This window comes from Lentzea sp. NPDC102401 (assembly GCF_044765805.1).
GTDB classification, from domain to species: Bacteria; Actinomycetota; Actinomycetes; order Mycobacteriales; family Pseudonocardiaceae; genus Lentzea; species Lentzea sokolovensis.
Map to the genome: position 1 here is coordinate 593,231 of NZ_JBIWKS010000002.1, position 23,808 is coordinate 617,038.

28 protein-coding genes are annotated in these 23,808 nt (G+C 68.8%); 15 read left to right on the plus strand and 13 right to left on the minus strand.

The features are described from left to right. Positions 1–2,016: a glycosyltransferase gene (locus tag ACIRG5_RS08165; RefSeq protein WP_402901993.1), complete on the minus strand. Its 2,016-nt coding sequence runs from the start codon at positions 2,014–2,016 to the stop codon at positions 1–3. 112 nt (positions 2,017–2,128) lie between these two features. On the opposite strand from ACIRG5_RS08165, the gene ACIRG5_RS08170 reads away from it, so the two are divergent. Further along, positions 2,129–3,460: a glycosyltransferase family 4 protein gene (locus ACIRG5_RS08170; protein ID WP_402901996.1), complete on the plus strand. Its 1,332-nt coding sequence runs from the start codon at positions 2,129–2,131 to the stop codon at positions 3,458–3,460. After that, positions 3,460–4,755 carry a UDP-glucose dehydrogenase family protein gene (locus ACIRG5_RS08175; protein ID WP_402901998.1) on the plus strand — a complete coding sequence of 432 codons (1,296 nt, stop codon included), beginning with the start codon at positions 3,460–3,462 and terminating at the stop codon, positions 4,753–4,755. Before ACIRG5_RS08170 ends, ACIRG5_RS08175 begins: the two co-directional genes overlap by 1 nt. A gap of 279 nt (positions 4,756–5,034) precedes the next feature. Here the strand turns inward: ACIRG5_RS08175 and ACIRG5_RS08180 are convergent, their stop codons facing one another. Continuing rightward, positions 5,035–5,763, minus strand: a complete 729-nt coding sequence (locus ACIRG5_RS08180; RefSeq protein WP_402902001.1) for a PIG-L deacetylase family protein — start codon at positions 5,761–5,763, stop codon at positions 5,035–5,037. 34 nt (positions 5,764–5,797) lie between these two features. On the opposite strand from ACIRG5_RS08180, the gene ACIRG5_RS08185 reads away from it, so the two are divergent. Both ACIRG5_RS08185 and ACIRG5_RS08190 read left to right on the plus strand, forming a co-directional pair. Next, positions 5,798–6,253, plus strand: a complete 456-nt coding sequence (locus ACIRG5_RS08185) for an SLATT domain-containing protein (RefSeq protein ID WP_402902003.1) — start codon at positions 5,798–5,800, stop codon at positions 6,251–6,253. Between the two features lie 58 nt (positions 6,254–6,311). Further along, entirely contained in the window at positions 6,312–6,626 is a 315-nt protein-coding gene (locus ACIRG5_RS08190) for a hypothetical protein (RefSeq protein ID WP_402902006.1), read from the plus strand. Between the two features lie 60 nt (positions 6,627–6,686). Here the strand turns inward: ACIRG5_RS08190 and ACIRG5_RS08195 are convergent, their stop codons facing one another. Then, the gene (locus tag ACIRG5_RS08195; protein ID WP_402902009.1) at positions 6,687–7,586 is read right to left on the minus strand and encodes a hypothetical protein; all 900 of its coding nucleotides are present in this window, start codon (positions 7,584–7,586) and stop codon (positions 6,687–6,689) included. A 22-nt stretch (positions 7,587–7,608) separates the two neighbouring features. Here ACIRG5_RS08195 and ACIRG5_RS08200 point away from each other — a divergent pair, with 22 nt between their 5' ends. Beyond that, positions 7,609–7,833 carry a hypothetical protein gene (locus ACIRG5_RS08200; protein ID WP_402902011.1) on the plus strand — a complete coding sequence of 75 codons (225 nt, stop codon included), beginning with the start codon at positions 7,609–7,611 and terminating at the stop codon, positions 7,831–7,833. A 227-nt stretch (positions 7,834–8,060) separates the two neighbouring features. On the opposite strand, the gene ACIRG5_RS08205 is transcribed toward ACIRG5_RS08200, so the two are convergent. After that, the gene (locus ACIRG5_RS08205; RefSeq protein ID WP_330277498.1) at positions 8,061–8,828 is read right to left on the minus strand and encodes an enoyl-CoA hydratase/isomerase family protein; all 768 of its coding nucleotides are present in this window, start codon (positions 8,826–8,828) and stop codon (positions 8,061–8,063) included. A gap of 10 nt (positions 8,829–8,838) precedes the next feature. Beyond that, positions 8,839–9,795: a magnesium transporter CorA family protein gene (locus ACIRG5_RS08210; RefSeq protein ID WP_402902014.1), complete on the minus strand. Its 957-nt coding sequence runs from the start codon at positions 9,793–9,795 to the stop codon at positions 8,839–8,841. Between the two features lie 75 nt (positions 9,796–9,870). On the opposite strand from ACIRG5_RS08210, the gene ACIRG5_RS08215 reads away from it, so the two are divergent. Beyond that, the gene (locus ACIRG5_RS08215; protein ID WP_402903082.1) at positions 9,871–11,190 is read left to right on the plus strand and encodes a serine/threonine-protein kinase; all 1,320 of its coding nucleotides are present in this window, start codon (positions 9,871–9,873) and stop codon (positions 11,188–11,190) included. Here the strand turns inward: ACIRG5_RS08215 and ACIRG5_RS08220 are convergent. Both ACIRG5_RS08220 and ACIRG5_RS08225 read right to left on the minus strand, forming a co-directional pair. After that, positions 11,175–12,032 (minus strand): hypothetical protein, encoded by an 858-nt coding sequence (locus ACIRG5_RS08220; protein WP_402902016.1) that lies wholly within the window; start codon positions 12,030–12,032, stop codon positions 11,175–11,177. The two genes, ACIRG5_RS08215 and ACIRG5_RS08220, sit on opposite strands and share 16 nt — an antisense overlap. Next, on the minus strand, positions 12,025–12,516 hold the full coding sequence (locus tag ACIRG5_RS08225; protein WP_402903085.1) for an RNA polymerase sigma factor: 492 nt from the start codon (positions 12,514–12,516) through the stop codon (positions 12,025–12,027). Before ACIRG5_RS08225 ends, ACIRG5_RS08220 begins: the two co-directional genes overlap by 8 nt. A 79-nt stretch (positions 12,517–12,595) precedes the next feature. Here ACIRG5_RS08225 and ACIRG5_RS08230 point away from each other — a divergent pair, with 79 nt between their 5' ends. Together ACIRG5_RS08230 and ACIRG5_RS08235 are read left to right on the plus strand one after the other, a co-directional pair. Then, positions 12,596–13,081 (plus strand): GNAT family N-acetyltransferase, encoded by a 486-nt coding sequence (locus ACIRG5_RS08230; protein ID WP_402902018.1) that lies wholly within the window; start codon positions 12,596–12,598, stop codon positions 13,079–13,081. 35 nt (positions 13,082–13,116) lie between these two features. Further along, the gene (locus tag ACIRG5_RS08235) at positions 13,117–14,409 is read left to right on the plus strand and encodes a beta-propeller fold lactonase family protein (RefSeq protein ID WP_402902021.1); all 1,293 of its coding nucleotides are present in this window, start codon (positions 13,117–13,119) and stop codon (positions 14,407–14,409) included. 132 nt (positions 14,410–14,541) lie between these two features. Here ACIRG5_RS08235 and ACIRG5_RS08240 read toward each other — a convergent pair whose 3' ends face one another. Further along, positions 14,542–14,730, minus strand: a complete 189-nt coding sequence (locus ACIRG5_RS08240; protein ID WP_330277491.1) for an MbtH family protein — start codon at positions 14,728–14,730, stop codon at positions 14,542–14,544. Between the two features lie 111 nt (positions 14,731–14,841). Between ACIRG5_RS08240 and idi the strand changes: the two genes are divergently transcribed. Then, on the plus strand, positions 14,842–15,420 hold the full coding sequence (gene idi, locus ACIRG5_RS08245; protein ID WP_402903088.1) for an isopentenyl-diphosphate Delta-isomerase: 579 nt from the start codon (positions 14,842–14,844) through the stop codon (positions 15,418–15,420). Here the strand turns inward: idi and ACIRG5_RS08250 are convergent, their stop codons facing one another. Then, positions 15,421–15,969 (minus strand): LysE/ArgO family amino acid transporter, encoded by a 549-nt coding sequence (locus tag ACIRG5_RS08250; RefSeq protein ID WP_402903091.1) that lies wholly within the window; start codon positions 15,967–15,969, stop codon positions 15,421–15,423. It lies immediately after the preceding gene. 99 nt (positions 15,970–16,068) lie between these two features. Here ACIRG5_RS08250 and ACIRG5_RS08255 point away from each other — a divergent pair, with 99 nt between their 5' ends. From ACIRG5_RS08255 to ACIRG5_RS08280, 6 genes are all read left to right on the plus strand, one after another. Next, on the plus strand, positions 16,069–16,929 hold the full coding sequence (locus ACIRG5_RS08255) for a LysR family transcriptional regulator ArgP (protein ID WP_402903093.1): 861 nt from the start codon (positions 16,069–16,071) through the stop codon (positions 16,927–16,929). 25 nt (positions 16,930–16,954) lie between these two features. Further along, the gene (locus tag ACIRG5_RS08260; RefSeq protein WP_402903096.1) at positions 16,955–17,683 is read left to right on the plus strand and encodes an SDR family NAD(P)-dependent oxidoreductase; all 729 of its coding nucleotides are present in this window, start codon (positions 16,955–16,957) and stop codon (positions 17,681–17,683) included. 80 nt (positions 17,684–17,763) lie between these two features. Continuing rightward, positions 17,764–18,471 carry a DUF998 domain-containing protein gene (locus tag ACIRG5_RS08265; RefSeq protein WP_402902024.1) on the plus strand — a complete coding sequence of 236 codons (708 nt, stop codon included), beginning with the start codon at positions 17,764–17,766 and terminating at the stop codon, positions 18,469–18,471. After that, positions 18,396–18,806, plus strand: a complete 411-nt coding sequence (locus ACIRG5_RS08270) for a hypothetical protein (RefSeq protein ID WP_319973304.1) — start codon at positions 18,396–18,398, stop codon at positions 18,804–18,806. The genes ACIRG5_RS08265 and ACIRG5_RS08270 overlap by 76 nt, the downstream gene beginning before the upstream one ends. Further along, entirely contained in the window at positions 18,806–19,366 is a 561-nt protein-coding gene (locus ACIRG5_RS08275) for a TIGR03086 family metal-binding protein (RefSeq protein WP_402902027.1), read from the plus strand. Before ACIRG5_RS08270 ends, ACIRG5_RS08275 begins: the two co-directional genes overlap by 1 nt. A gap of 16 nt (positions 19,367–19,382) precedes the next feature. After that, positions 19,383–19,721: a hypothetical protein gene (locus ACIRG5_RS08280; protein ID WP_402902030.1), complete on the plus strand. Its 339-nt coding sequence runs from the start codon at positions 19,383–19,385 to the stop codon at positions 19,719–19,721. Here the strand turns inward: ACIRG5_RS08280 and ACIRG5_RS08285 are convergent. From ACIRG5_RS08285 to ACIRG5_RS08300, 4 genes are read right to left on the minus strand one after another with little or no spacing between them, the layout of a single operon-like run. Beyond that, positions 19,714–20,412: a class I SAM-dependent methyltransferase gene (locus tag ACIRG5_RS08285; protein WP_093588135.1), complete on the minus strand. Its 699-nt coding sequence runs from the start codon at positions 20,410–20,412 to the stop codon at positions 19,714–19,716. The two genes, ACIRG5_RS08280 and ACIRG5_RS08285, sit on opposite strands and share 8 nt — an antisense overlap. Further along, positions 20,405–21,085 carry an NAD-dependent protein deacetylase of SIR2 family gene (locus ACIRG5_RS08290; RefSeq protein WP_402902033.1) on the minus strand — a complete coding sequence of 227 codons (681 nt, stop codon included), beginning with the start codon at positions 21,083–21,085 and terminating at the stop codon, positions 20,405–20,407. Before ACIRG5_RS08290 ends, ACIRG5_RS08285 begins: the two co-directional genes overlap by 8 nt. Then, complete coding sequence (locus tag ACIRG5_RS08295) at positions 21,085–22,695, minus strand: hypothetical protein (RefSeq protein WP_402902036.1); 1,611 nt, start codon at positions 22,693–22,695, stop codon at positions 21,085–21,087. The genes ACIRG5_RS08290 and ACIRG5_RS08295 overlap by 1 nt, the downstream gene beginning before the upstream one ends. Continuing rightward, complete coding sequence (locus ACIRG5_RS08300) at positions 22,692–23,753, minus strand: AAA family ATPase (RefSeq protein WP_402902038.1); 1,062 nt, start codon at positions 23,751–23,753, stop codon at positions 22,692–22,694. Before ACIRG5_RS08300 ends, ACIRG5_RS08295 begins: the two co-directional genes overlap by 4 nt. Positions 23,754–23,808 lie beyond the last annotated feature (55 nt).

Below are 23,808 nucleotides of genomic sequence, written 5' to 3' on the forward strand. Positions count from 1 at the left end.
CTAGCGCTCCCCAGAAGAGGATTTTTCAGAGATCTGCATGAGCTCGCGGGCGCGGGAGTCCCAGGAGGCGGTGAGCACGGCCGCACGGCGTTCGGCCGGGGTCTTCAGGCCGCCGTCCTTGAGCGTGAGCCGGATCTGGTCGATGAAGTCGGCCTCGCCCTGGGCGATCCGGATGACGTCGGAGTAGCGCTCGACCTCGGGGAAGTCCGTCGACACGACGGCCAGGCCCAGGGCCAGGTACTCCTTCATCTTGATCGGGTTCGCGTGCTTGATCCAGTCGTTGTCCAGCCACGGCATCAGCGCCACGTCGAACCCCGAGCCGTAGCCGGGGATCTGGTCGTAGGACCGGAAGTCCAGCCAATGGACGTTCGGGTACTTGTCGTAGCGCTCCATCGAGCAGGTCGCGTCCCCGATCAGCACCACCGACGCCTCGGGGAACTCCTGCGCGACCTTCTCGATCAGGTCGAAGTCGACGAGGTAGTCGTCGAGGCTGCCGAAGAACCCGATGCGCGGGCCGGAGATGCTCGCGATGTCCGCGGGCAGTTCGGTGCGGCGGGTGAAGTGGTCGACGTCCACGCCGTGGTCGAGGAAGTGCGCCCGGTTTCCCGTCAGCGCGGATTCCTCTTCTTGGAGGGCGCGCGAGACGTAGAGCACGGAGTCCGAATTGGACAGCAGCTGGTTCTCCAGCCCGGCGATGGTGCCCTGGTCGGCCTCGGGGAACGCCGAGTGCCGGTCGGAGCGGTTGAACACCAGGCCCTTGGTCTTCATGGGCTTCACGACGTCCCACGCGGTGGGGATCGTGGCGACCACGACCGGCGTGCCCATCCTGAGGAAGAAGCAGACCGCCTTCACCTGCGTGCGGACGAGGACCGAGTTCAGCTTGCGCAGCCACGGCTTGCCGTAGAACGGCAGGGGAGCGGGCGTCATCACGTAGAAGTTCGGCGTCTCCGGGATCGGCTGACGCACCAGCATCGCGACGCTCTTGGCCTTGCGGAGGATCCGGCGCAGGAACTGCGTGCTCTTGCCGGGCGACGGCATCCGCAGGCCGATGCTGTTGACCAGCAACACCTTGCGGTGCTTCGCGACGCGGCGCAGCAGCTGGAAGTCCGAGTGGGCGCGGTTGTGGTACCACCAGTCCTGAGCCGAGAAGCACAGGTAGCTCGGGCCCTCGGAGGCCACTTCCTCCGGCCAGCGGCGCATGCGGAAAAGCCCCTTCAACGCGGTGCGGTGCTTCGGCGAACGCGCGCGAAGCCCTTCGTTCACGACCATGGCGAGCCACATGAAGAGTGCCGCGAACCGGCCGTGCAGCTCGCGGTGCAGGCGGACCTTGTTCTGGGTGAGCATCGACCACAGCCGGGCGTTCGTGGAGACCTCGCCGCCGATGTGCGTGGCTGTGGCGCGCGGTTCGAACCAGACGCCGCCGGCGCGCAGCATGTAGTCGGTTTCCTCCGAATAGAGGAAGTAGCGTTCGTCCAAAAGGCCGTGCTGTTCGATGACTTCCCGTTTGATCAGCCACGCGCAGCCTGTCGCCCAGTCGGCGGCGTGCGCGCCCTGGTAGGCCTTGTCGTCGGTGACCGTCTCGCCCAGGCCGATCCGCCCGGCGCGGCCGCCGCCGATGAGGGCTTCCGCGAACGCTCCGGCGGCGCGTGGCCTGCGGCGCAGCGAGTGGGACAGCTCACCGGAATCGTCCACCAGCCGCGGCACGACGATCGGCCTGTCGGCGGCGCGGAGTGTCTCCACGGCTCCGGGGTGCAACCGGATGTCGGCGTTCAGGACGAGAACGTCGTGGCCCTCGGCGGCTTTGATCCCTGAATTCACACCGGCCGCGAATCCCGCATTCACAGGGTTTCGCACGATGTGCACGCCCGGCCGAGTGGCGGAGGACACAGTGCCGTCGGTGGAAGCGTTGTCGACGACGATCACCTTCACACCGTCGGGCAACGAGTTCAGGCATCCCTCGATGACCTGTTCGCTCTGGTACGTGACGATGACCACCGCGACAGGTGACCGTTCCACAACCGCTCCTCGCATTTTGGGGCTCTGCGCGCTACATCGAGCCGTTTGCAACCTCCGTTACGAGAATCGGCCAAGGTGTAACCGTTTTGCCCTCCGGAACGAGAACCAGAGCGTGACGTCATCGCCTCACGTGTTGATCATCGTGCAGAACCTCCCCGTGCCGCTGGACCGGCGGGTGTGGCTGGAATGCCGTGCCCTGACCGCCGCCGGGTACGAGGTTTCGGTGATCTGCCCCAAGGGTCCGGGTGACCCCGCCTACCAACTTCTCGACGGAGTGCACCTGTACAAGTACGCTCCGCCGCCCCAGGCCGAGGGGGCGCTGGGCTATGCGTGGGAGTTCCTGTACTGCTGGGTGCGCACGGCGTTGCTGAGCGTGAAGGTGCGTGCCCGCAGACGCTTCCACGTCATGCAGGCGTGCAACCCGCCGGACACGTACTGGGCTCTCGCGCTGCTGTGGCGGCTCGGTGGCGTGAAGTTCGTCTTCGACCACCACGACCTCAACCCCGAGGTCTTCCTGTCTCGTTTCGGTGAGCCCACGGGGTTCGCGGGCAAGCTGCAGTACCGGATCCTGAAGTGGCTGGAGCGCCGGACGTTCCGCACGGCCGACCGGGTGACGTCGACCAACACCTCGTACCAGAAGATCGCGTGGACGCGGGGCGACGTTCCGCCCGAGCACACCACCGTCGTGCGCTCCGGCCCGGACACCACCGTGATGCGGCCTGTCGAGGGCGTGGACGAACTCCGACGCGGCGGCAAACACTTGGTGGCGTATCTCGGAATCATGGGACCGCAGGACGGCGTCGACGGAGTCCTGGAAGTCGCACGGAGAGTTGTTTTCGACCGCGGGCGCACCGATGTCCGCTTCGCGCTGCTGGGCTTCGGCGACTGCCTCGAAGACCTGAAGAAGCAGGCCACGGCCTGGGGGCTCGATCCGTACGTGGAGTTCACCGGACGGGTCGGGCCCGAACAGATCACCCGTTACCTGTCGACTTCGTCCGTCGGACTGGGCCCGGATCCGTTGTCGCCTTTGAACGACGTGTCCACTATGAACAAGACCATGGAGTACATGGCCTACGCGCTGCCGGTCGTCACGTACCGGTTGCAGGAGACCGTGGTGTCCGCCGGCGAGTGCGCCGTGCTGGTCGAACCGGGTGACGTCGAGGCGTTCACGACGTCGCTGCTCGACCTGCTCGACGACGCGGAACGCCGCGCGCGCCTCGGCTTCGAAGGCCGTCGCCGCTGTGAGGCCGTGCTCGACTGGCGCCCGCAGGCCGAGAACTACGTGGCCGTGTTCGACGGGCTCACCGGCTTCGCCTCGCGCGGCCCGTTCCCCGACGGCAGGCCGGAGCTCGGCGCCGGCACCGACCAGTGGGGCAACAAGATGATCGACGTGAGCGACGACGCCGTGCTCCGCGCGTTCGCCGTGACCCGAACGGGAGAATGATGTTCGTCAGAAGGATCGCTGTCGTCGGCACCGGCTACGTCGGTCTGACCACCGGTGCCTGCCTCGCCTCGCTGGGCCACCGCGTGGTGTGCGCGGACGTCGACGCGGGCAAGGTCGAACGCCTCTCGCGGGGCGAGGTCGACATCCTCGAACCGCGCCTCGCCGAGCTGGTCGCCGAAGGCCTGGCCTCCGGTCGCCTGTCCTTCGTCCTGGGTGCGTCGGCCGCGGTGGCCGACGCCGAGGTCGTGTTCCTGTGCGTGCCGACGCCCATGGGTGTCGGCGGCATCGCGGACCTGGCCGCGGTCGAGTCCGTTGTGGACGAGACGCGCGACCTGCTGCCGTCCGGCACCGTGATCGTCAACAAGTCCACGGTGCCGGTGGGGACCTCGATCCGCACCGCCGAACTGCTGCGCCGTGACGACGTCGCCGTCGTCTCGAACCCGGAGTTCCTGCGCGAGGGCTCGGCCGTGCACGACTTCCTGAACCCCGACCGCATCGTCGTCGGCTGCGACCAGCAGGACGCGGCCGAGCGCGTGGCGGCGCTCTACGCACGCCTTGGTGCGCCCACGGTGCTGACCGACGCGGCCTCGGCCGAGATGGTCAAGTACGCGGCGAACTGCTTCCTGGCGATGAAGCTCTCGTACGTCAACGCGGTCGCGGAGCTGTGCGAGCGGCTCGGCGCGAACATCACCGACGTCACCGAGGGCATGGGCTACGACAAGCGCATCGGCCAGGCGTTCCTCAACCCGGGCCCCGGCTGGGGCGGCTCGTGCCTGCCCAAGGACACGCACGCGATGCTCCAGGTCGCGGACGCCGCCGACTTCGAGTTCCGGCTGCTGCGCGCCACGATCGACACCAACGAGCGCCAGCGCCAGCGGATGGTCGAGAAGGTCCGCCTGGCCGTCACCGGCAAACGCGGCGGCTCGCTGTCCCACGTGCGCCTGGGCCTGCTGGGCCTGACGTTCAAGGCCGGCACGGACGACCTGCGCGACTCCCCGGCGCTGGCCGTGGCGGCGTTGCTGAAGCAGGCGGGCGCCGAGCTCGTCGGCTACGACCCGGCGCTGGCCGGTGGCACGGACCTCGGTCCGGTGTCCGTTGTGGACGATCCGTACCAGGCGGCGAAGGACGTCGACGCCCTCGTCGTGCTCACCGAGTGGCCGGAGTTCAGGTCTTTGGACTGGTCTCGCCTGGCCGAGACCGTGCGGCAGCCTGTCGTCGTCGACACGAGAAACATCCTGGACCCGGACGTGATCCGGCGCGCGGGGCTGACCTGCACGTCACTGGGTCGCCGCTAGTCCACTTGAGACTGTCCATTTAGCTCAATGGTGTGACAGGGCGCGCGCTCTTGTTGTGCTAGCGCTTTGATTCCGGCAACACCCGGTGGGAACGGCCCGCCGGGACTTGCCGGGAGGTTCTCGCCGTGGCTGGACTCATGAACATGATCAGCGGTCTTGTGCACCAGGCTTCCAGCCTGCTGGCCCAGGCGAGCGATCTCGCGAGCAGCCTGCTGTCCGCACTCCCGCTGTAGCGGCTTCTGAGGGGCGTTCGTCTTCAGGACGAACGCCCCTCGGCTTTCACCACCGCGGCAGATCCGGCCCGTGGTGGGTGATGCCGGCGAAGAGATCGGTCTCCGGCAACGGCGCGCCGGTCGTGTCGATCGCGCGGATGTACGACTCGGCCGCGAACCGTTGCTGCGCCGTCAGCTTTCCGATGAGCGACTGGCTCTCGTAGCAGTACAACGCCTTGCGCTTCACGTCGGCGACCGCGGACGTGTCGACCGTGGTCGTGGCGAGGCTGTCGTGCGCTTCCAGGTACAGCTTCGCCGGAATGCCGGTCTCCTTGACCGCGTGCTGCGCGACGCGCGCGGCGTGGACGTGGTCACGGTGCTGGTGTGGATTGTGGTGGTCGTGCGTGACGACCACCTGCGGCCGGAAGTGCTCGATCAGCGCGGCCACCCGTCCTGCCGCCGTCTCGACGGGGATCGAGCAGAACGCGCCGGGCGGCACCTCGCCGGTCTCGCCGGAGTCGTGGTACCCCAACAGTTCCAGGTCTGTGATGCCGAGCACATCGCACGCGGCGTTGAGCTGCGCCCGCCTGCGCGCCGCCACCGCCTGCGGGTGGTGGTTCAGCTCGCCGGGCTTGATGCCACCGGGCATGTCGCCCAGCTCGCCACCGGTACAGGTGACGAGGACGATCCGGACGCCCTGACGGGCGTAGTGGGCCAGGATTCCTCCGGTCGACCGCGACTCGTCGTCGGGGTGAGCGTGGACGGCCAGCAAGGTTCTCGGTCCATCGAACTGCACGCGGGGAAGCTACCTCGAAACTATTGTCTTGCCGGTGACCGACTTGCCGTCCGGCCTGAAGCCGCACGAACTCGCACAGCACCTGCTCGGGCAGATCGAACGAGGACACGCGTACGCGCGCGCCCGCAAGCAGCGGTTCAGGTGGAAGTCCGTAACTGTCCGACTGACCACTTTGGTGCTTTCGGCGGTGTCGACGATCATTCTCGGCCTGCAGAACCTCGACCCCTGGACGGGAACGGCGTTCTCGCTCGTGGCGGTGGTGACCGTGGTGTCCGCTTTGGAGCCGTTCTTCGCGTGGCGCTCGCTGTGGGTGCTGATGGAGGAGGCCAGCTACCAGTTCCACCGGCTGGAGGACGACCTCGCCTACTACGTGGCGTCCACCCCGGCCGCGGACGTGGATCCCGAGCGGGTGCGGGAGATGTTCGAGCGGTACCAGGAGATCTGGGACTCGCTCAGCGGACGGTGGCTGAAGTTCCGCGACAACGGCTGAGCGGGTGTGCCGCGGCCGGTAGAGTCGATCTCCGCTGTCCCAGGATCAGGGGGTTCTCATGTCGGGCGCTTGGGCTTTGCTGATACCCGTCACCGCTCTCGTGGTGATCGTGCTCGGTGGGATGGCCGTGATGAAGCTGCAGAAGTCCTTGTTCGGCGCGCTGGGCACACGCACGTCGGACACGGCACCCGGTGCTTCGCCTTTCTCCGGGTTCCAGCAGTCACCGCAGGAGAGCCGGGAGGACTTCGTGCGCAGGCACTGGCAGCGCCCCGGCGTGGTGGCCGACGGCGTGACCCTGGTCGATCTCTACGACCGCATTCGGGCCCTCGAGGAACGCCTCGCCGAGGCCGAGCGCCGTTCCGGCACCGCCTGACGGAGCTCACGCACCGCCTGCGCCGCCGGCGAGGGCTCGGCGGCGCAGGCGGTCACGGGACTACGGGGTGCCCGCGGGCTTGCCCTTGGCGTCCGGCGCGTTGGCGTCGTGCAGGAAGTTGTCCTGCCACACCGCCCACTTGTACGAGGCGCCCTTCTGGCTCACGTAGGCCGCGCCCCATCCGGTGCCGCTGAAGCGGTTGTTGATGGACTTCATGTTGCGGCCGTAGAGGTTGTCGAAGCCCGACTCCAGGCCGAGCTGGTAGCCGCCGCCCTCCAGCAGGTTGCCCTCGACGGTGACGTTGTCGATGTCGCCGCCGTAGGTCTGGATGAACAGCGCGCCGGTGTCGTTGCCGGTCGAGCAGTCGATGCGGTTGTTGCGGAACGTCAGGGTGCGGCCCGCGTTCTTGTCGAGCGGGAAGTCGCGGACGGTGGCGCCGTCGTTGTGGGACTCGCCGTCCGAGCGCAGGCCGCGGACGTAGTTGCCCTCGGCGAGGCCGCTCAGGGAGCTGCCGGTGTTGTAGAAGCAGATGCCGGAGCCCATGCCGCTGATGTAGTTGCGCTGCAGGGTGCCGACGCCGAGGAACGCGCAGGAGCCCGCGATGGTCTTGGCCGAGAGGGCCGAGCCGTCGATGTTCGAGTCGCGGATCGTCACGGGGGCGCCGGTGACCTGGCAGGAGTTGCTGCCGCACGGGCCGTTCGTGGTGATCAGCGGGGCGGTCTCACCGAGGTTCTTCGGGCGGATGCAGGACTTCTCGACGGTGATGTTGCCCGCGAACAGCGTGAGGGCCTGCTCGACGCGCTTGCCGGAGATCACGGTGCCCGCGGCGGGGGCGCCGGGACCGGTGTAGAGCGGCAGCGAGTCGCAGTTCAGGCCGTGGGCCGCGAGGCCGGTGTTGGCCTGGGTGAGCTTCCAGCCAGGGGAGCCGGCCGGGGCGGGGGAGTTCGCCGGGGGCTTCACGGGGCCGTTGGTGGCGGTCTGCGTGGTGGAGCTGCTGGGTGCCGCTGAACTGCTCGGGGCGGCGGACGAGCTGCTGGCCGCGGTGCTGGTCGAGGTGGCGCTGGTGCTCTCCGCCACCGGTGTCGGTTGGGCCGCCTTGGTCGGGGAGCAGGCGGCCAACACGATGACACCACCGGTCAGCAGTAGGGCCAATCTGGGTCTCACGGCTGGTTCTACCTCCACGCGCGTTCACGACGGGGGACCGTGAACTCGCTAATTGTGTCGTCGGCCGTTGCGGAATGTGTACAAATCTCGTGCGACGGAGTTCGTACGGGGCCGTTGAACGGTCAGCACGATGCCTGGGACGACAGGAGGAGTCAAGCGGATCTCGTTGCGGCGCAACATCATCTTCCGCCTGGCGGGGAATGCTCCATCCGTGTGAGCAGGTAGATCACGGTTTAATCACCGAGCCATATGATTCTTTGATGTGTGAGATCAGCGACCCGTGAATGTCGCGCGACCGGGACCGTCCGTGAGGAAGCTGTGCACAGCGCGTGGCAGGTCCTCGGTCTCGAACAGCGCCGACGCGATCGTCGTGACGTGGGCGTCGGCCTCCGGCACGCCCCCGTTCTCGAAATGTGCGAGCACCTGTTTGGTCGCAAAATGTGCCTGCGTCGGACCGGCCGCGAGACTCAGCGCGAACTGCTCCGCGGCCAATGCGAAACCTTCGTCGGGAAACACCCGGTTGACGACATTCCACCGTTCCAGCGTGGCCGCGTCGTAAAGGTCGCCGGTCATCACGAACTCCTTCGCGCGACCCACGCCCGCCCGTGCGGCCAAACGCTGCGTGCCGCCCATCGTCGGCGTCAGGCCCACGACCTTCTCGACCAGCCCGAACCGGGCCTTCTCGGAGGCCAGGATCAGGTCGCACGCCACCGCCAGCTCGAAAGCCCAGGTCAGGCACAGGGCGTGCGCGGCGAAGACGGTCGGGATCGGCAGTGCGGCGAGGCGTTGCGGCAGGAGCAGCATGCGGTCGAACAGCTGCTGCGCCTCGTCGCGGTACTCCTGCGCGGCGAACAGCGACACGTCGACACCGCCCGACACGACCCGGCCCGTAGCGTTGACCAGCAACGCCCGTGCGTCACCGAGCTCGTCCAGGGCCTCGTGGAACTCGGCGTCGAGGTCGAGGGAGTACAGGTTGAGCGGCGGCGCGTCGATCGTGATGATCGCGAGCTCGTCGCGGCGGGTCAGGTGGATCTTCACAGGTGGTTCCTCACAACCAGTCGCGGCGCTTGAACATCAGGTACAGGAAGTAGGAGAGGCTGAAGATGGCCAGCGTGGCCAGCCAAAAGCCCCATTTCTGCCCAAAGCCGAGGTACGGGACGTTCATACCGTAATAGCCGGAGATCGCCGTCGGCACGGCGATGATCGCGGCCCAGCTGGTGACCTTCTTCATGATCGAGTTGAGGCGGTTGCCCTGCATCATCGCCTCGGCCTCGCGCAGGTTCGTGACCAGCTCCCGCATCGACTCGGTCAGCTCGGCCGTGAACAGCGTGTGGTCCTTCACGTCCAGGTAGTACGGCATCATCGCGTCGTCCACGATGTCGTGCTCGCGGTGCGTCAGCGAACCCAGCACCTCCCGCATCGGCAACGCGACACGCCTGAGCTGCACCAACGCGCGCCGTAGCTGCAACGCCCTGCGGCCGACGTGCGGCTTCTCGTCGTAGATGTGGTCTTCCAGGGTCTCTATGTCGTCGTCGAGCTTCTGGGCCGCCGCGTAGTGGCCGTCCACGACGTCGTCGAGCAGGCCGTGCAGCAGGAATCCGACGCCCGACGACGCCAGCGTGTGCGCGCTGTCCCACCGGCGTTGCACGCCCGCGAGGTCGTAGTCCTCACTCTCGCGCACCGTCACGAGCACGTTCTTGCCCACGAACACGTCGACCTCGCACGCCTTGATCTCGTGTTCGGAGTACTTGACGGCGTAGACGCTCAGGAACAGGTGAGTGGGGTAGCGGTCGACCTTCGGGCGTTGCCGCTCGGTGAACGCGTCCTCGATCGCGAGCTCGTGCAATCCCAGTTCGTCGCGCAGCAGACCTATCTCGTCCTGAGACGGCGCGCAGAGGTCGAACCACACGACTGCGGAGTGATCTTTGACGTGCTTCGTGATCTCGGAGACCGGGAAGTCCCTGTCCACGAGTTCGCCGTTGCGGTACAAGCGGGTCTTGCCCATGGACGACAACGATACGTAGATCTACTCAGATGTGAGGTTTCGGCCCGAGTTCCCGCTACCCTCGATCCGGTGAAGGTGGACCAACCACAGCGCATTGGGGACTACCTGCTCTTGGGCAGGCTTGGTCGTGGTGCCATGGGAACGGTCTACCTGGGACAAGGCAGCGACGGACGCCAGGTCGCCGTCAAGGTCGCCCGCGCCGAGCTCGCCGACGACCCGCGCTTCCGCGAGCGGTTCCGCCGCGAGGTCCAGATGGCCCGTGCGGTCGGCAGCGCAGGCACGGCGGCGGTCGTGGACGCCGACACGCGCGCGCCCCGGCCGTGGATGGCGACGGAGTACGTGCCCGGCCCGACGCTCCAGGAAGCGATCGAACGGCACGGTCCGTTGCCGGAGCACCATTTGAGACGCCTCGCGGAAGGTCTGGCAGAGGCGCTCACCGCGATCCACCGGGCCGGCCTGGTCCACCGCGACCTCAAGCCGTCCAACGTGCTGCTGGGCGCCGACGGGCCCCGCGTCATCGACTTCGGCATCTCGCGCGCGATGGAGCACACGGCGCTGACCGAGACCGGCATGGTCTTCGGCACGCCCGGCTTCCTGTCGCCCGAGCAGATCACCGGACAGGACGTCGCGTCCCCGTCGGACGTGTTCGCTCTCGGCGCCGTGCTGGTCTACGCGGCGACGGGCAAGGGTCCGTTCGGCGAGGGGCCGACGGCCACGTTGCTCTACAAGGCCGCGCACGGCGAGCCGGACATCGACGGCGTGCCCAAGCCGTTGCGGCCGCTGGTGCAGAAGTGCATGCACCGCGACCCGGCCAAGCGTCCCGAACCGGCCGAGGTGACGCGCCTGCTCAGCCAGGTCGTCACACCCAAGGCGCCGACCAGCAAGCTTCCCGCGCCGATGACGCCCGCCGCCGCGACGTTCTCGACGTCGCGGTTCGTGCCGATGGCGTGGGGCGCGCTGAACCTCGCCGTGGCCCTGCTCGCGGCCGCGATCGCCGACCCGGCCGCACAGGCCAACGGCGCCACGCAGCTGCTGGCCCTGGCCGCGTTCTGCGTGCTCGTCGTGCGCGCGGTGCGGTACTTCAGCGCCGCCGCCCGCCGCAAGGTCGTCATCGAGATCAGCCGCGAGGGCATCGCCACCACGCGCAACGGCAAGTTCCACCAGTACTGGTGGTACGAGCTCGCACGGGTGCGCGTGGTGCCGCACAAGAAACGGCCGTGGGTCGTCGTCTGGCTGAAGGACCCCGCTCCGCGTCGCTTCTTCGGCGCGCACCACGGCGGAGTGCGGGTGTTCCCGGTCGCCCACGAGCGCACCAGGCGGCGGCGCGAGCGCGACGTCGCCGAGCTGCGCGCCGCCCTGGCCTGGTACCTGCCGCGCAGCTACGACGGGCGCTGATCGCTCCACTCGCGGGTGACGATGACGCTCAACGTCAGCGTGCCACCGGGCAACCTGGTGTCGGGCGGCGCCTCCACGTCCATGCGCGTCACCTGACCCGTGGCGGGATCGATCTGGTAGGCGAACCGGCTGCCTTCGGCGAACACCCTTCCGCCGTCCCAGCGGATCCCGGGCCCCTCGGCCAGCCTGCGGTAGAGCGCGGCCGTCTCCTCGGTGGTGGTGTAGGGGGAGAGCAACGCCGGCGCCGCGGCCTCCAGCCTCTCCCGGTCGTCGGCGGGCAACGGCTTCGAGAGGCTGTCCTCCTGGCACGGTGTGGCCGCGCAGAACGAGTTCCAGAGGACCGCGCCGGTGGTCCGGTCCTCGATGTCCTTGATCGGCCGCTGCGGACCGGTGACCGCTCGGTGCTCGCCGGTGAACCTGCGGTAGATCACCACCATCTCGCCCGGTGCGGTGGGCAGCCACACGTCGTACTCGAACTTGACCGAGGTCGCGTCGAACGGCGGCGCGGCATCCGTGACCAGCTGCCACACCTGGTACTTCACGTGCTGGTACTTCGCGGTCGGCTGCCCGATCCGCTCCAGCATCGCCGCCGCCTCCACCAACGAGGTGGCGGGCGCGACCGGCATCGTCGCGGGCGCGTCGCGCGAGACCGGCCGCAGCGTCACCACGAGCCCGGTGATCACCACCACCGCCGCGGCCGCCGCCGCGATGCCCGCCCAGCGCCGCGAGCGGGGCTGGGGCTTCTCGGCGAACAACTGCTCGCGCAACCGTGCCAGCCGCACGTCGTCGGCCGGCCGCACGGAGTAGAGCTCGGCGAGGTCGTCGTCCAACGCGTCACGCATGTTCCACTTCCTTCAGCTTCGCGCGCAGGCGGTGCAGACGCGACCGGGCGGTGCCGGGGTTGAGGTCGAGGGCTTCCGCCGCCTCCTGCACGGACAGGCCGGCCAGCGACACGAGCAGCACCAGGTCGCGGTCGACCGGGGTCATCCTGGCCAGCTCGCGGGCGATCCGGCGCAGGTGTGCGCGGGAGTCGATGCGGGTGACCACCGTGTGCTCCAGCGACTCGGCCACACCGAGGTCGACGCCGTACCGTTCGGCGGTGCGCAGCAGGCGGCTCTCGCGCTTGGCGTGGCCGCGCAACTGGTTCGTGGCTATGCCGTAGAGCCAGCCGACGACGCTGCCCCTCTTCGGGTCATAGCCCTCCTCTCCGCGCATGGCGGCGAGAAAGGTCTCGCTCACCAGGTCGTCAGCCACGTCGACGCCCACCCGCCGCGCCAGGTATCTGTGCAGTGGATGGGCGTGCTCGTCGAACAGCTCCGCGAACATCACGCCCCCAGTTGGCTTCCCGCGGTACCAGTGTTGCAGTGACCTGAATCACAGTGGACGGGCTTTCGATGATGGTGGCATGACCAACTGGACCGTGACGGCCACCGACGCCGCGCGTTCGCCGCTCAACCGCGAGTACAACGCGGAGATGATCAGCCGCTACTGGGGGCGTCCGACGAACGACGCCGAGATCGACGCCTACGAGCGCGACGAGCAGGACCACGACGTGCCCGTGTTCCTCGTGGTGTCGTGCGATGGCAACGATGTCGGCTGTCTGGGGATGCGCTTCCTCGACAACGGTGTCGGCGAGCTGACGCGGATGTTCGTGCGGACGCCGTTCCGCGGGCAGGGCGCCGCGTCGGCGTTGCTCGTCGCGATGGAGGCCGAAGCTCTGAAGCGCGGCGTCACCGTGCTGCGGCTCGACACGCGCAATGATCTCGTGGAGGCGCGGAGCCTGTACGCCAAGCACGGGTTCGTGGAGATTGCTCCGTACAACGCAGCCGAATACTCCGATCACTGGTTCGAGAAGAGGCTAACGTCCGCTCATCCGGTCGCGATGTCCTGAAGGGTCGGGATGACTCGCGCCAGGAGGCATTGAACATGCGGTTGCGTCCACTGGTGATGGCTGCTGCCGTCACCACGGCACTGGTGGTGACTCCGGCCTCGGCGGCTCCCGCCGGCCGGGTGCTCGGATACGTCGCCAACAACGGCGGCGGGGTGTCGGTGATCGACACGGCCACGAACGCGGTGTCCGCGACGATCGCCGACAGCGGCGGTAACTCGCCCTACATGGCAGCGGTCGCGTTCGACGGAACCCGTGGCTACGTCACGAACTCCGTGCAGAACACGCTCACGGTCATCGACACGCCGACCAACACGGTCGACAAGTCCGTTCCCGTCGGGACCCACCCGGCGGGCGTCGCGGTCGCCCCCGGTGGCGGCTTCGTCTACGTCACCAACTATCTGGACGGCACGGTGTCCGTGGTCGACACGGCCACGCTGACGGTCACCGCGACCGTCACGGTCGGCTCGAACGCCGACGGCGTCGTCGTCACGAAGGACGGCAAGTCCGTCTACGTCACGCACGACCTGCCCGGACCGGGCAAGGTCTCGGTCATCGACACGACGTCCAACACCGTCGTCACCACGATCGCCGTCGGCAACGCGGCGACCGCGATCGCGGCGTCGGCGGACGGCACGCGGATGTACGTGGTCAACAAGGGTTCGGACAGCGTCTCCGCCATCGACGTGGCCTCGCGCACCGTCGTCGGCACCGCGTCCGTCGGCTTCACGCCGCACGGCATCGCGTTGGCGCCCAGCGGAACCAGGGCGTACGTGACGAACAGCGAGTTCGACTCGGTGTCCGTCGTGGACCTCACGACGATGACCGAACTGCAGAAGATCTTCGTCGGCGACCGCCCGATCAGCGTGGCCCTCACGCCGGACGGCGCCTCCGCCTACGTGACGAACTTCAACAGCAACACGGTGTCGGTCATCGACACGGCGTCCAACACGGTCACCGGCACCATCGCCGTGGGCCAGCGCCCGGTGGGCATCGCGATCAACTTCGTGCCGCCCGCCGCGTCGAAGCTCGTGTCCGGTTCCGCGCAGTTGCAACTGCGGCTCCTCGGCTTCACGGTCCGCTCGCTCGACGCGACGCTGACCGACAAGCACACCGGGGCGCCGATCGCCGGTCAGCCGGTCGTCTTCCGCACGGTGAAGGGCAACCCGCTCTGCACCGCGACGACCAACTCGTCCGGCAAGGCCACGTGCGACGCCCAGGTGGCGTTGCTGGTCGGCCTGTCCACCCTGCTGCAGGGCTTCACGGCCTCGTACGCGGGCGACAACGAGCACGGCGGGGCCTCGTCGCACGGGTACATCACCCTGCTCTAGGCCTGTCATGGCTTGTCGCATCCCTCGGCTCGGACGAGATGTCCGGGTCGGGGGATGTTCTTCGCGGTGAGCATCGAGTCCGATGTGGACGGACGCTCGGTGGATGTCGTCGGGGTGAGTGTCGCTGACCTGTCAGGCAGCCAGGGGAAGGTCGTTGCGGAGAGCCTGGACGTAGTCCTCGCAGGACTGGCGGCAGGCGACTCCGTGGACGACCTGCCACCCTGCGGGCACCTGCAGCACCGCGGGCCAGATCGAGTACTGGCCCGCCGGGCTGACCAGCACCAGGAACATGGTGTGAGCCTGAGCGAACGGGGAAGTCATGCCCCTAGGGTGACCTGCGACACCTATGGTCCGGCTATCTCTACGCTCAAGCTCACTCGTCCGCGTGGTTCCCGATCTTGGCCCGCGTGTGATTACGTGGTGCCCGTGACTGTGGAACAGGTGGTCCTCCTGGCCGAGGACGGTTCGGCCATCGGCGTCGAGGACAAGGCAGTGGTGCACCACGCGGACACCCCGCTGCACCTGGCGTTCTCCAGCTACGTCTTCGACTCGGCGGGCAACACGATCCTCACCCGCCGCGCCCTGCACAAGAAGACCTTCCCAGGCCTGTGGACCAACACCTGCTGCGGCCACCCCCTGCCGGAGGAGGACATGGCCCAGGCCGTTCTCCGCCGCCTGCGGGACGAACTCGGCATGAAGACCCCCGATCCCGAACTGCTGCTGCCGGCCTTCCGCTACCGCGCGGAGATGGACGGCGTCGTCGAGAACGAGATGTGCCCGGTGTTCCGCGTGCTCTCCGACGACGAGCCCGTGCCGAACCCGGACGAGGTCGACTCGACCGAACGGGTGGCGTGGAGCGAGTACGCGTCCGGTGTGCTGGACGGGACGCGCGCGGTCTCGCCGTGGTCCCGGCTGCAGGTCGCCGAACTGGTGAAGCTGGGGCCGGATCCGCTGGCGTGGCCGGTGGCGGGCCCGGCAGGACTCCCGAAGGCCGTGAAGCTCGGGTCCTGATCACCAGCCGGCGATCAGCGTCACCCCGAGGGTGATCATCACGGCCGCGATCAGGCCGTCCAGCACCCGCCACGCGCGGGGCCTCGCGAACAACGGGCCCAGCAGCCGCGCGCCGTACCCGAGCGCGACGAACCACGTGATGCTCGCGGTGACCGCGCCGACGCCGAACAGCCAGCGGCCGGCCGCGATCGAGCCGAGCAGCAGCAACGTGTCGAGGTAGACGTGCGGGTTGAGCCACGTCAGTGCCAGCGCGGTCAGGACGGGGCGGGTGTTCACGTCGTCTCCCGCCCGGAGCGCTGACGGGTGGAACGCCCGGCGGGCCGCCAGGAAGCCGTAGCCCAGCAGGAACACACCGCCCGCGATCGCGGCGACGGTGATCGCCGCCGGGAACATCCTCACGATCGCCCCGAACCCGGCGACGCCCGCGGCGACCAGGATCGCGTCCGAGATCGCGCAGACGGCGACGACCTTGGCGACCGCGTGCTTGCGAAGTCCCTGGCGCAGCACGAAAGCGTTCTGCGCGCCGATCGCGACGATCAGGGTCATCATGGTGCCGAAGCCGAGCAGCAGGTCAATCACACGGTCCACGCTATTGACGCCGTCTTGATGAGGCCAGCTACAGATTCTTACGTATCATTAGCAGCCGTGATGGATCTGGATCTGGTGCGGACGCTGCTCGCGGTCGTGGACGCGGGCACGTTCGACGCGGCTGCCGCCGTCCTCCATGTCACGCCTTCCGCTGTCTCGCAACGCATCAAGGCGCTGGAGCAGCGGACCGGGCGTGTGTTGCTGGTGCGGGCGCGGCCGGTGCGGCTGACGCCGTCCGGCGAGGTGATCGTGCGCTACGGTCGGCAACTGCTCGCGCTGGACCAGGATCTCGACGCGGCGCTGGGCGAGGACGCCGTCGTGCGGGTGCCGATCGCGGTGAACGCCGACTCGCTCGCCACCTGGTTCCTGCCCGCGCTGCAACGGGTTTCGCCGTCGCTGCGGATCTCGTTCGACCTGCACCGCGAGGACCAGGACCACACGACGGCGTTGCTGCGGCAAGGGGTGGTGATGGCGGCGGTGACGTCCTCGCGCGAGCCGGTCGCGGGCTGCTCGGTCACCAAGCTGGGGGAGATCCGTTACGCGGCAATGGCCTCGCAGCCGTTCGTGGACCGGCACGAGGACGGACCGCTGAAGTCGTGGCTGCCGGACGCGCCGGTGGTCGTGTTCGACCGCAACGACGACCTGCAGGACCGGTTCGTGCGCACGCTGACCCGTGGCCGCGGCGCCTCGGAGCACCGCCACTTCGTGCCGTCGTCCGAGGTGTACGTGCGGACGATCGTGGCGGGACTCGGCTGGGGAATGGTGCCGCCGCAACAGCTCCAGGACGGCCTGGTCGACCTCGCGCCGGGCCGCACCATCTCCGTGCCGCTGTACTGGCAGCAGTGGAAGCTCGACTCGCCGGCGCTGAACGCCGTGGCCGGGGCGGTCGCGGAAGAGGCGAGTGCCGCTCTGCGCGGTTAGCCTCGACGCCATGACCGGCGAACCGATGAACCTCGACGGGAAGACCGCGGTCATCTACGGCGGCGCGGGCAACGTCGGCGGCGCGATCGCGGCGGCGTTCACCAGGGCAGGTGCCGACGTGCACCTGGCGGGCCGCACCGAGGCGACGCTCAAGGCGAAGGCCGACGAGCTCCACGCCCGTTACGCCGTGGTCGACGCGCTGGACGAGGAGGCGGTGGACCGGCACGCCGCCACGTTCGACCGGATCGACATCTCCGTCAACGTCACCACCGACAACGACGTCCAGGGCACGCCGATGATCGAGATGAGCGTCGAGGACTACCTCAGTCCCGTCGTGTCGGCGGTCCGCTCGAAGTTCCTCACCGCGCGGGCAGCGGCCCGGCACATGACCCGGCAGGGCGAGGGCGTCATTCTGTTCTTCGGCGGCACCGGCGAGCCGTCGGCGCACCGGAAGTGGCAGCTCGGCGGCCTGCTCGCGGCGTTCGACGCGGTCGAGTCGATGCGCCGCCAGCTCGCGGCCGAGCTCGGCCCGCACGGCGTCCGGGTGGTGACGCTGCAGACCGGCGGCATCCCCGAGTCGGTTCCCCAGGAGCATCGCGCGCCGATCGAGGAGGACATCGTCGGCGCCACGCTGCTCGGCAGGGCCGCGACCCTGGAGGACGTCGGGCGCACGGCCGTGTTCGTGGCCTCGGACTGGGGGCGCACCCTCACGGGATCGCAGGTCAACATCACCTGCGGCAGCGTCTTCGGCTGAAGCTGGTGAAAGCCTGTGCGTGAGCTGTCGGGTTCCTGAACCCAGGAACCCGGCACGCTCACCGGGGCGTTGTCCGTTATGTGCTGATACCTCGACTAGCCGCCACCGGCGGTTCACTCGCCGTCGTCGCGACGGTGGCCATGGTCGGCCTGCTCGACCTGACCGTCGGCCCGCTGCGCCGCACGATCAGCGAGTACGCGCTGGGCGACTACCGCACGGTCTTCGACATCGCGGTGGTGTCGCTGGCCGTGGGCTCGCTCGCGATCCTCGCCGTTTTGGTCCACAAAGGACTGACGAGGTGGCGGTCGGGAGGCGCGATCGCGCTCACCCTGTGGTCGATCGGCCTGTTCCTCGTCGTGGCGTTCCCCAAGACGAACTGGGCCATGGGCACCAACGAGCTGAGCGGCAGCATTCACCGGTTCGGCAGCATGATCGCGTTCGTCAGCCTGCCGATCGCCGTCATCCTGCTGGCGCGGCCGTGGATCCGGGATCACGTGTGGGGCAAACACGCCAAATGGACTATGGCGTCCGGTTTGTTGAGTGTCGTCGCATTCATGCCCATCCTCTACGCCATTGTGATGGGCATGGCCTCCGACGTTCGGTGGTGGCGCGTGTTCCCGTTGGGCTACATAGAGAGGATCTTGCTCATCGCCGAGGTGACGGCTGTTCTGGTCGTCGGGCTGTGGGCCATCGCGGCCAGTAGGGTTGCGCCATGGCGAGTTGGGGAGACCTCGCGGATTACGTCCGCGCCGAGTACGACGTCATCCACGACGAGGACGAGGAGCTGAGGATCCTCTTCACCTTCGGGGACGAGGACGAAGGCGACGATGAACGCACGCAGGTCGTGATCATCGTCAGGGAAGTGCTCGACAAGATGCACGAGTGGGTGCAGATCGCGTCCCCGTGCGGGCTGGCCAAGGACGTGGACCTCCGCGCGGTGCTGGCGGAGGTGGGCAACTCGACCGTCGCGTGCGGCCTCGCGATCATGGGGGAGCACGTCGTGGTCCGGCACTCGTTGCCGCTCAAGGATCTCGACATCCACGAGTTCACCGATCCGCTCCAGTTGCTCGCCGGTACCGCTGACACGCTCGAGGAACAGTTCTGGGGAGGCGACGGCTACTGATGTTCGACCTGACTCCCGCGGCCGACCGGCTCGCGGGTCTGGTGCGCAACGTGACGGACGGCGATCTGAAGGCGCCGACTCCGTGTCCCGACTACACGGTCGGCGACCTGCTCGACCACGTGAACGGCCTGTCGGTCGCGTTCACGGCGGCGGCGCTGAAGACCCCGCTGGAAGGCTCGGGCACCGGCGACGCGGCCCGGCTGCCGCTCGACTTCCGCGAGTCCGTACCGGCGAGGCTCGAAAAACTGGCGAAGGCCTGGCGTTCGCCGGAGGCGTGGGAGGGCATGACCCGCGCCGGCGGCGTCGACCTGCCCGGCGAGGTCGCCGGTGCCGTGGCACTGGACGAGATCGTGCTGCACGGCTGGGATCTCGCCAAGGCGACCGGGCAGCCGTTCGAGGTCGAGGAAGGCCTGCTCCAGGTGGTGCACGGCTTCGTGTCTTCGATCGGACCTGACGACCGCGACGGCTCGCTCTTCGGGGCCGCGGTGGAGGTCAGCTCGAACGCGCCTCTGCTCGACCGTGTCCTGGGACTCAGTGGGCGGAACCCGGAGTGGACCTAGGTTAGGCTCTCCTAATGTGAGAGCCATTACGGTGCAGGTTCGGGCAGGGCTGGGCGTGGGACGTCTCGCCGCCGCCATGGATTCCCTGGTGGAACTGCATCCTGAGCTGTGTCGCTCCGGCTTCGCGCATCACGAGGTCGCGGACCCCGTCGCCGCCACCCCCGCCGCCCTCGCGGAGGCGGAGGCGGGGCTCGACCTGCAGACCGGCGTCCTGATGCACGTGGTGTGGCTGGACGCCGGTCCCGCGCACTCCGGCCGGATGGTGCTGGTGCTGCACGACATCGTGGCCGACCGGCTGCCACGCGTCCTGCCGTGGCTGGTGCGGGCCTGGAAGCAGCCCGCGCTGGTCAGTTGACCCTGCGCGCCACGAACACGTGCTCCCGGCCAGGCCGGTCGGGTGCGTCGCGCACGTCGACGACCTCGAAGCCGCAGCGCGTCAGGCTCTGCTCGATCTCGGGACGCGACCGGAACCGCAGCGTCGAGTCCGAGGAGATCACCGAGCCGTCCGGGAACTGGTAGGTGTGCCGGAACGACACGAACGGCAGGCTCACGTTGAGCAGTTCGAGCTGCTCGCGCACCCCGACCAGCACCCGCGGCTTCGCCCGCGACCAGTCCTCCCAGGCGCGGTGCTCCGGGCGGCGCGTCTCGAACACGAAGTGCCCGCCCGGCTTGAGCGCCCGGCGCACCCCGCGCAGCGTGGCCTCCCAGTCGTCCCCGAGGAAGACCTGCGCCACGTTCCCGGTCATCGTCGCGAGGTCGACCGACAGCGCGGGCAGCGTCGTCGCGTCGCCGTGGATCCAGGTGACCCTGGACTCCTTGGCGCGCGCGATCTCCAGCGACGCCAGCGCCGGATCCACCCCGACGACGGTGCGGCCGGACGACGCCAGCATCACCGCCAGGCTGCCCGTTCCGCAGCCGACGTCGAGCACGCTCGCCGCCTCCAGTTCGGCCGCGATGCCGAGATACAGGTTCAGGTCCACGCGCGGCCCGTCGAAGGCGTCGTAGAGCCGAGCCAGTCTTGGGTCGGCGAAAATCGCGTCAGGCATGCCACATCCTAGGTCCGACCACGAAGGGCATCAGCAACTCGATCACCTCGCGGTCAGGTCGTCCGTTGAGTTCTTCCTCGGCGACCCGTCGCGCGATTCCGGCCAGGAAGTCGGCAACCTGCACGCGGGCGTCGTACTGCGAGTCGACCAGCGTCAGGCTTTGCAGCCGTGGCGCGAGTTTCTTGAGCTGCCGGATCCGTCCATCGGTGAGCGACAGCTGCTGGTCGTGCACGATCGACACCGGCCCGCCCCCTGAAGTCTGCCACTGCGCCACCGCGCGCAGGATGGCGGGGAACAGTGGGTCGAGATTCCCGCGCGGGCCACGGGCCCGCAGCAGGTCGTTGTAGAGCTCCAGCGGCCCCGTCACGCCGCCGAACTCGACACGTACCCGCGAGGCTAGGTACCGCCGTTTGTCCACGAGTTGCACGCGCGCCTTGCCCGCCAATGGGCCGTCTGGCCCCAAGAACCACAACAGCACCCACCTGTTCTTCTGTCGCAGCAGGTGGTTCGCCTTGTACTCCAGCGCGGGCGACTTGATCATCTCGCGCAGCGTCTCGACGCACGCCGAGGCCGCCTCCCGCGAGAGCAGCACGCCGGCATGGGCGAAGACCGCGGTGACCCCGCCGACGAGCTTCTCGCCCTCGGACCCCGACTCGTCGCAGGCGATCTCCATCAGGACATCCGGAGGACGGGGCCGCGAGCGCGGAACGGCAGATGCGCGCCCGCCGGAATCAGGAACGCGTGCTCGCGCCGGATCCTCAGCACGTCGCACCCGGCGTCGGTGATGATGAGAATCGGACCGGCCTCGGGAAAGTCGGAGGCGCGTTCGAGCAGGTCGACACCGGGCTGCAGCACCGTTCCGCCGCGCCCGCGCACCGTCACCCGGCCCGCGATGTCCTCCACGGGCACGTATCCAGCGTCATATGCCATCGCGTCACAGAAAACCACGCGTGCGGCGGGCACGTCACGTGCCGCGGCATAAGAAGCGATCGCGCCGAGTGCCTTTCCCAGCAACTGGGGGTCCATCGAGCCGGACGTGTCGAGCACCACACCGAACGTCGGCCGCGCCTCCAGCGACTCCGGCCGCACCCAGCCGGGCCGCGGAATGTCCGGAGTGGACGCTTGCCGCCGTGACGCGCGGGCGTAGGTGCGGCGCTTCTCCACGGCCGGAACGAACTCCTCGAACCACCGCGCCAGCTGGGCGTCCCACGACAGCGGCGGGTGCTCCAGCGCCCGGATCTCCTCGACCAGTCCGGCGGGCAGGAGTCCACGAGACGACGTGTGAAAGCTCAGCCCCGTCAGCAACGCGCGCCGGTAGAACTCGTCGAGGTCGGCCACGTCCGAAGGCCCGCGAAGAGGGTCACCGAGCAGGTCGCCCTGATGGTTGCCGCGCAACGTGAGCAGCTTGCGGTACCGGCGCAGGTCCACCGCGATCCGGTCGTAGACGGACTCCGCCGAAAGGCCGCGCAGCTCCGGGTCGTGCAGGACTCCGGAGGGCGGGGAGCCGACGCCCATCTCGACCAGCCAGCCGTTCACCACGAAGTCGGCGGCGATGTTCCACAGGTACGGATCCCGCCCGCCGACCCGGTCGCCGTGGCGCAGCGCGGCGTGCAACATCTCGTGCGCGAGCACGAACCGCCATGCGGGCTTCGTCAAGCCCGCCAACGGGTTCACGTAGATCTCGGCCGAGGCCGCGGACACCGCCGCGATCGAGATGTCCCAGCCCCGCGCCAGTTCCGCGTCCGCCACGACCGTCATCGTCGACGCCAGCGCGCCCAGCAGCGGGTAGTTCGACACGAACCAGCTCAGCGCCAGGTCCCACTCGCTGCGCACCGGCCGTGAGTCGGACAACGACGACCGCGCGCCGCCCGCCACGTCGATCGCGGCCACGGCGGCGTTGGACAGTCCGGCGGCGAACCGATCGGCCCAGCGCTTCGGGTCGCTGGCAGGTCCGCCGCGCACGCACCGGCCCGGCTCCCACGAGAACGGGCGGGTGCCGAGCCGGATCGCGGGCTGGAAGTCCAGCACCTCGTCGCACGAGCCGGTACCGAAACCCAGGTGCAGCAGGCAATGCGCGAACACCCACACCCATTCGGCCTCACCGGCCTTGCGCGTCGGGTGCGCGCGCATCGATCCGTCCAGCGAGATGTCCGCCCAGGGGTGGTCGGAGCTCCGGCTCTCGTAGCTGCTCAACGGCGCGAACAGCGGGTGCAGGCGGATCTGCGCGTGTGCGGCCTCGAACGCCATCGCTGCCGGGTCGGGCGTGCGGGTCCGGCGGCTCATGCGCGTGCGGCGACCAGCCGGGGCAGGTCGCGGGTGACCTCGACGAGGAACCACGCGGGCAGCACGGGGTTGCCGTCGTCGTCGGCCGCGATCACCATCTGCGCGATCTCCAGCGCCAGCTCGGCCAGTTCCAGCAGCAGCGCCTTGCCTCGGTGCGCCAGTTGCTTGCCCGCCGCCGGCGCGTGCGCCTTGTCGTGGGGGAGTTCCTTCACCAGCCGCGCGCGGAACGCCTCGGCCAGGAAGTACAGCAGGTCGCGGTCCTGGGGAGCGGACGGCCAGCGGGCGTCGCCGCGCAGCACGGCCTCCAGCCCGTACGCGTGCCGCACGGTCTTCACGTAGGCCTTGAACATCGACGCGTGGTTCGCGGTGACCGTGCCGAACGCCAGCACCTCCAGCAGGTCGTCGGAGATGCCGTCGCCGAACGAGTGCAGCGCGTCGGAGAGCATGTGCCAGCCACGCGGCGTGGAGAACGACTCCTCGACCTTCGGCGCCGCGCTCCACAGGTGGTCCGGGCGCTGCGTCAGGTACTCCAGCACCCACGGGTGGATGTCGCTCTCACGCGCCCATGCCAGCCAGTCCTTCGAAGACGCCGTGAGATGCACGTGGATCATGCGGTTCACGAGCGCGGACGCCATCGGGCGCGCCAGGGCGTTGTCGACCGCCCGGTTGCCTGCGCCGATCACGATCGAGCCCTTCGGCAGCTCGTAGGAGCCGATGCGCCGGTCGAGGATCAGCGAGTAGAACGCCTTCTGCACCTCGGGGGAGCTGGCGTTGAGCTCGTCGAGGAACAGGCAGTACGGGTCCTGCCGCGCGATGGACTCCGGCGGGGCGAACCGGGAACGGCCACCGACCAGTTCCGGAACTCCGATGAGGTCCTCCGGCGCGAGCTGCGTGCCCAGCAGCGTCACGCACTCCAGGCCCAGCTCGGCGGCGAACTTGCGGACGAGCGAGGACTTGCCGATACCCGGTGCTCCCCACAGGAAGACCGGCCGGACGACGGCGACGTGCAGCAGCACCTCCGGGAGCTGCGCTGGGGTCACGGTGACTTTGGATCGCATCAGGTGGTCGAGGATGCCTCATCCCACTTGTTCCGGTCGCCCGAATTTGTTGACA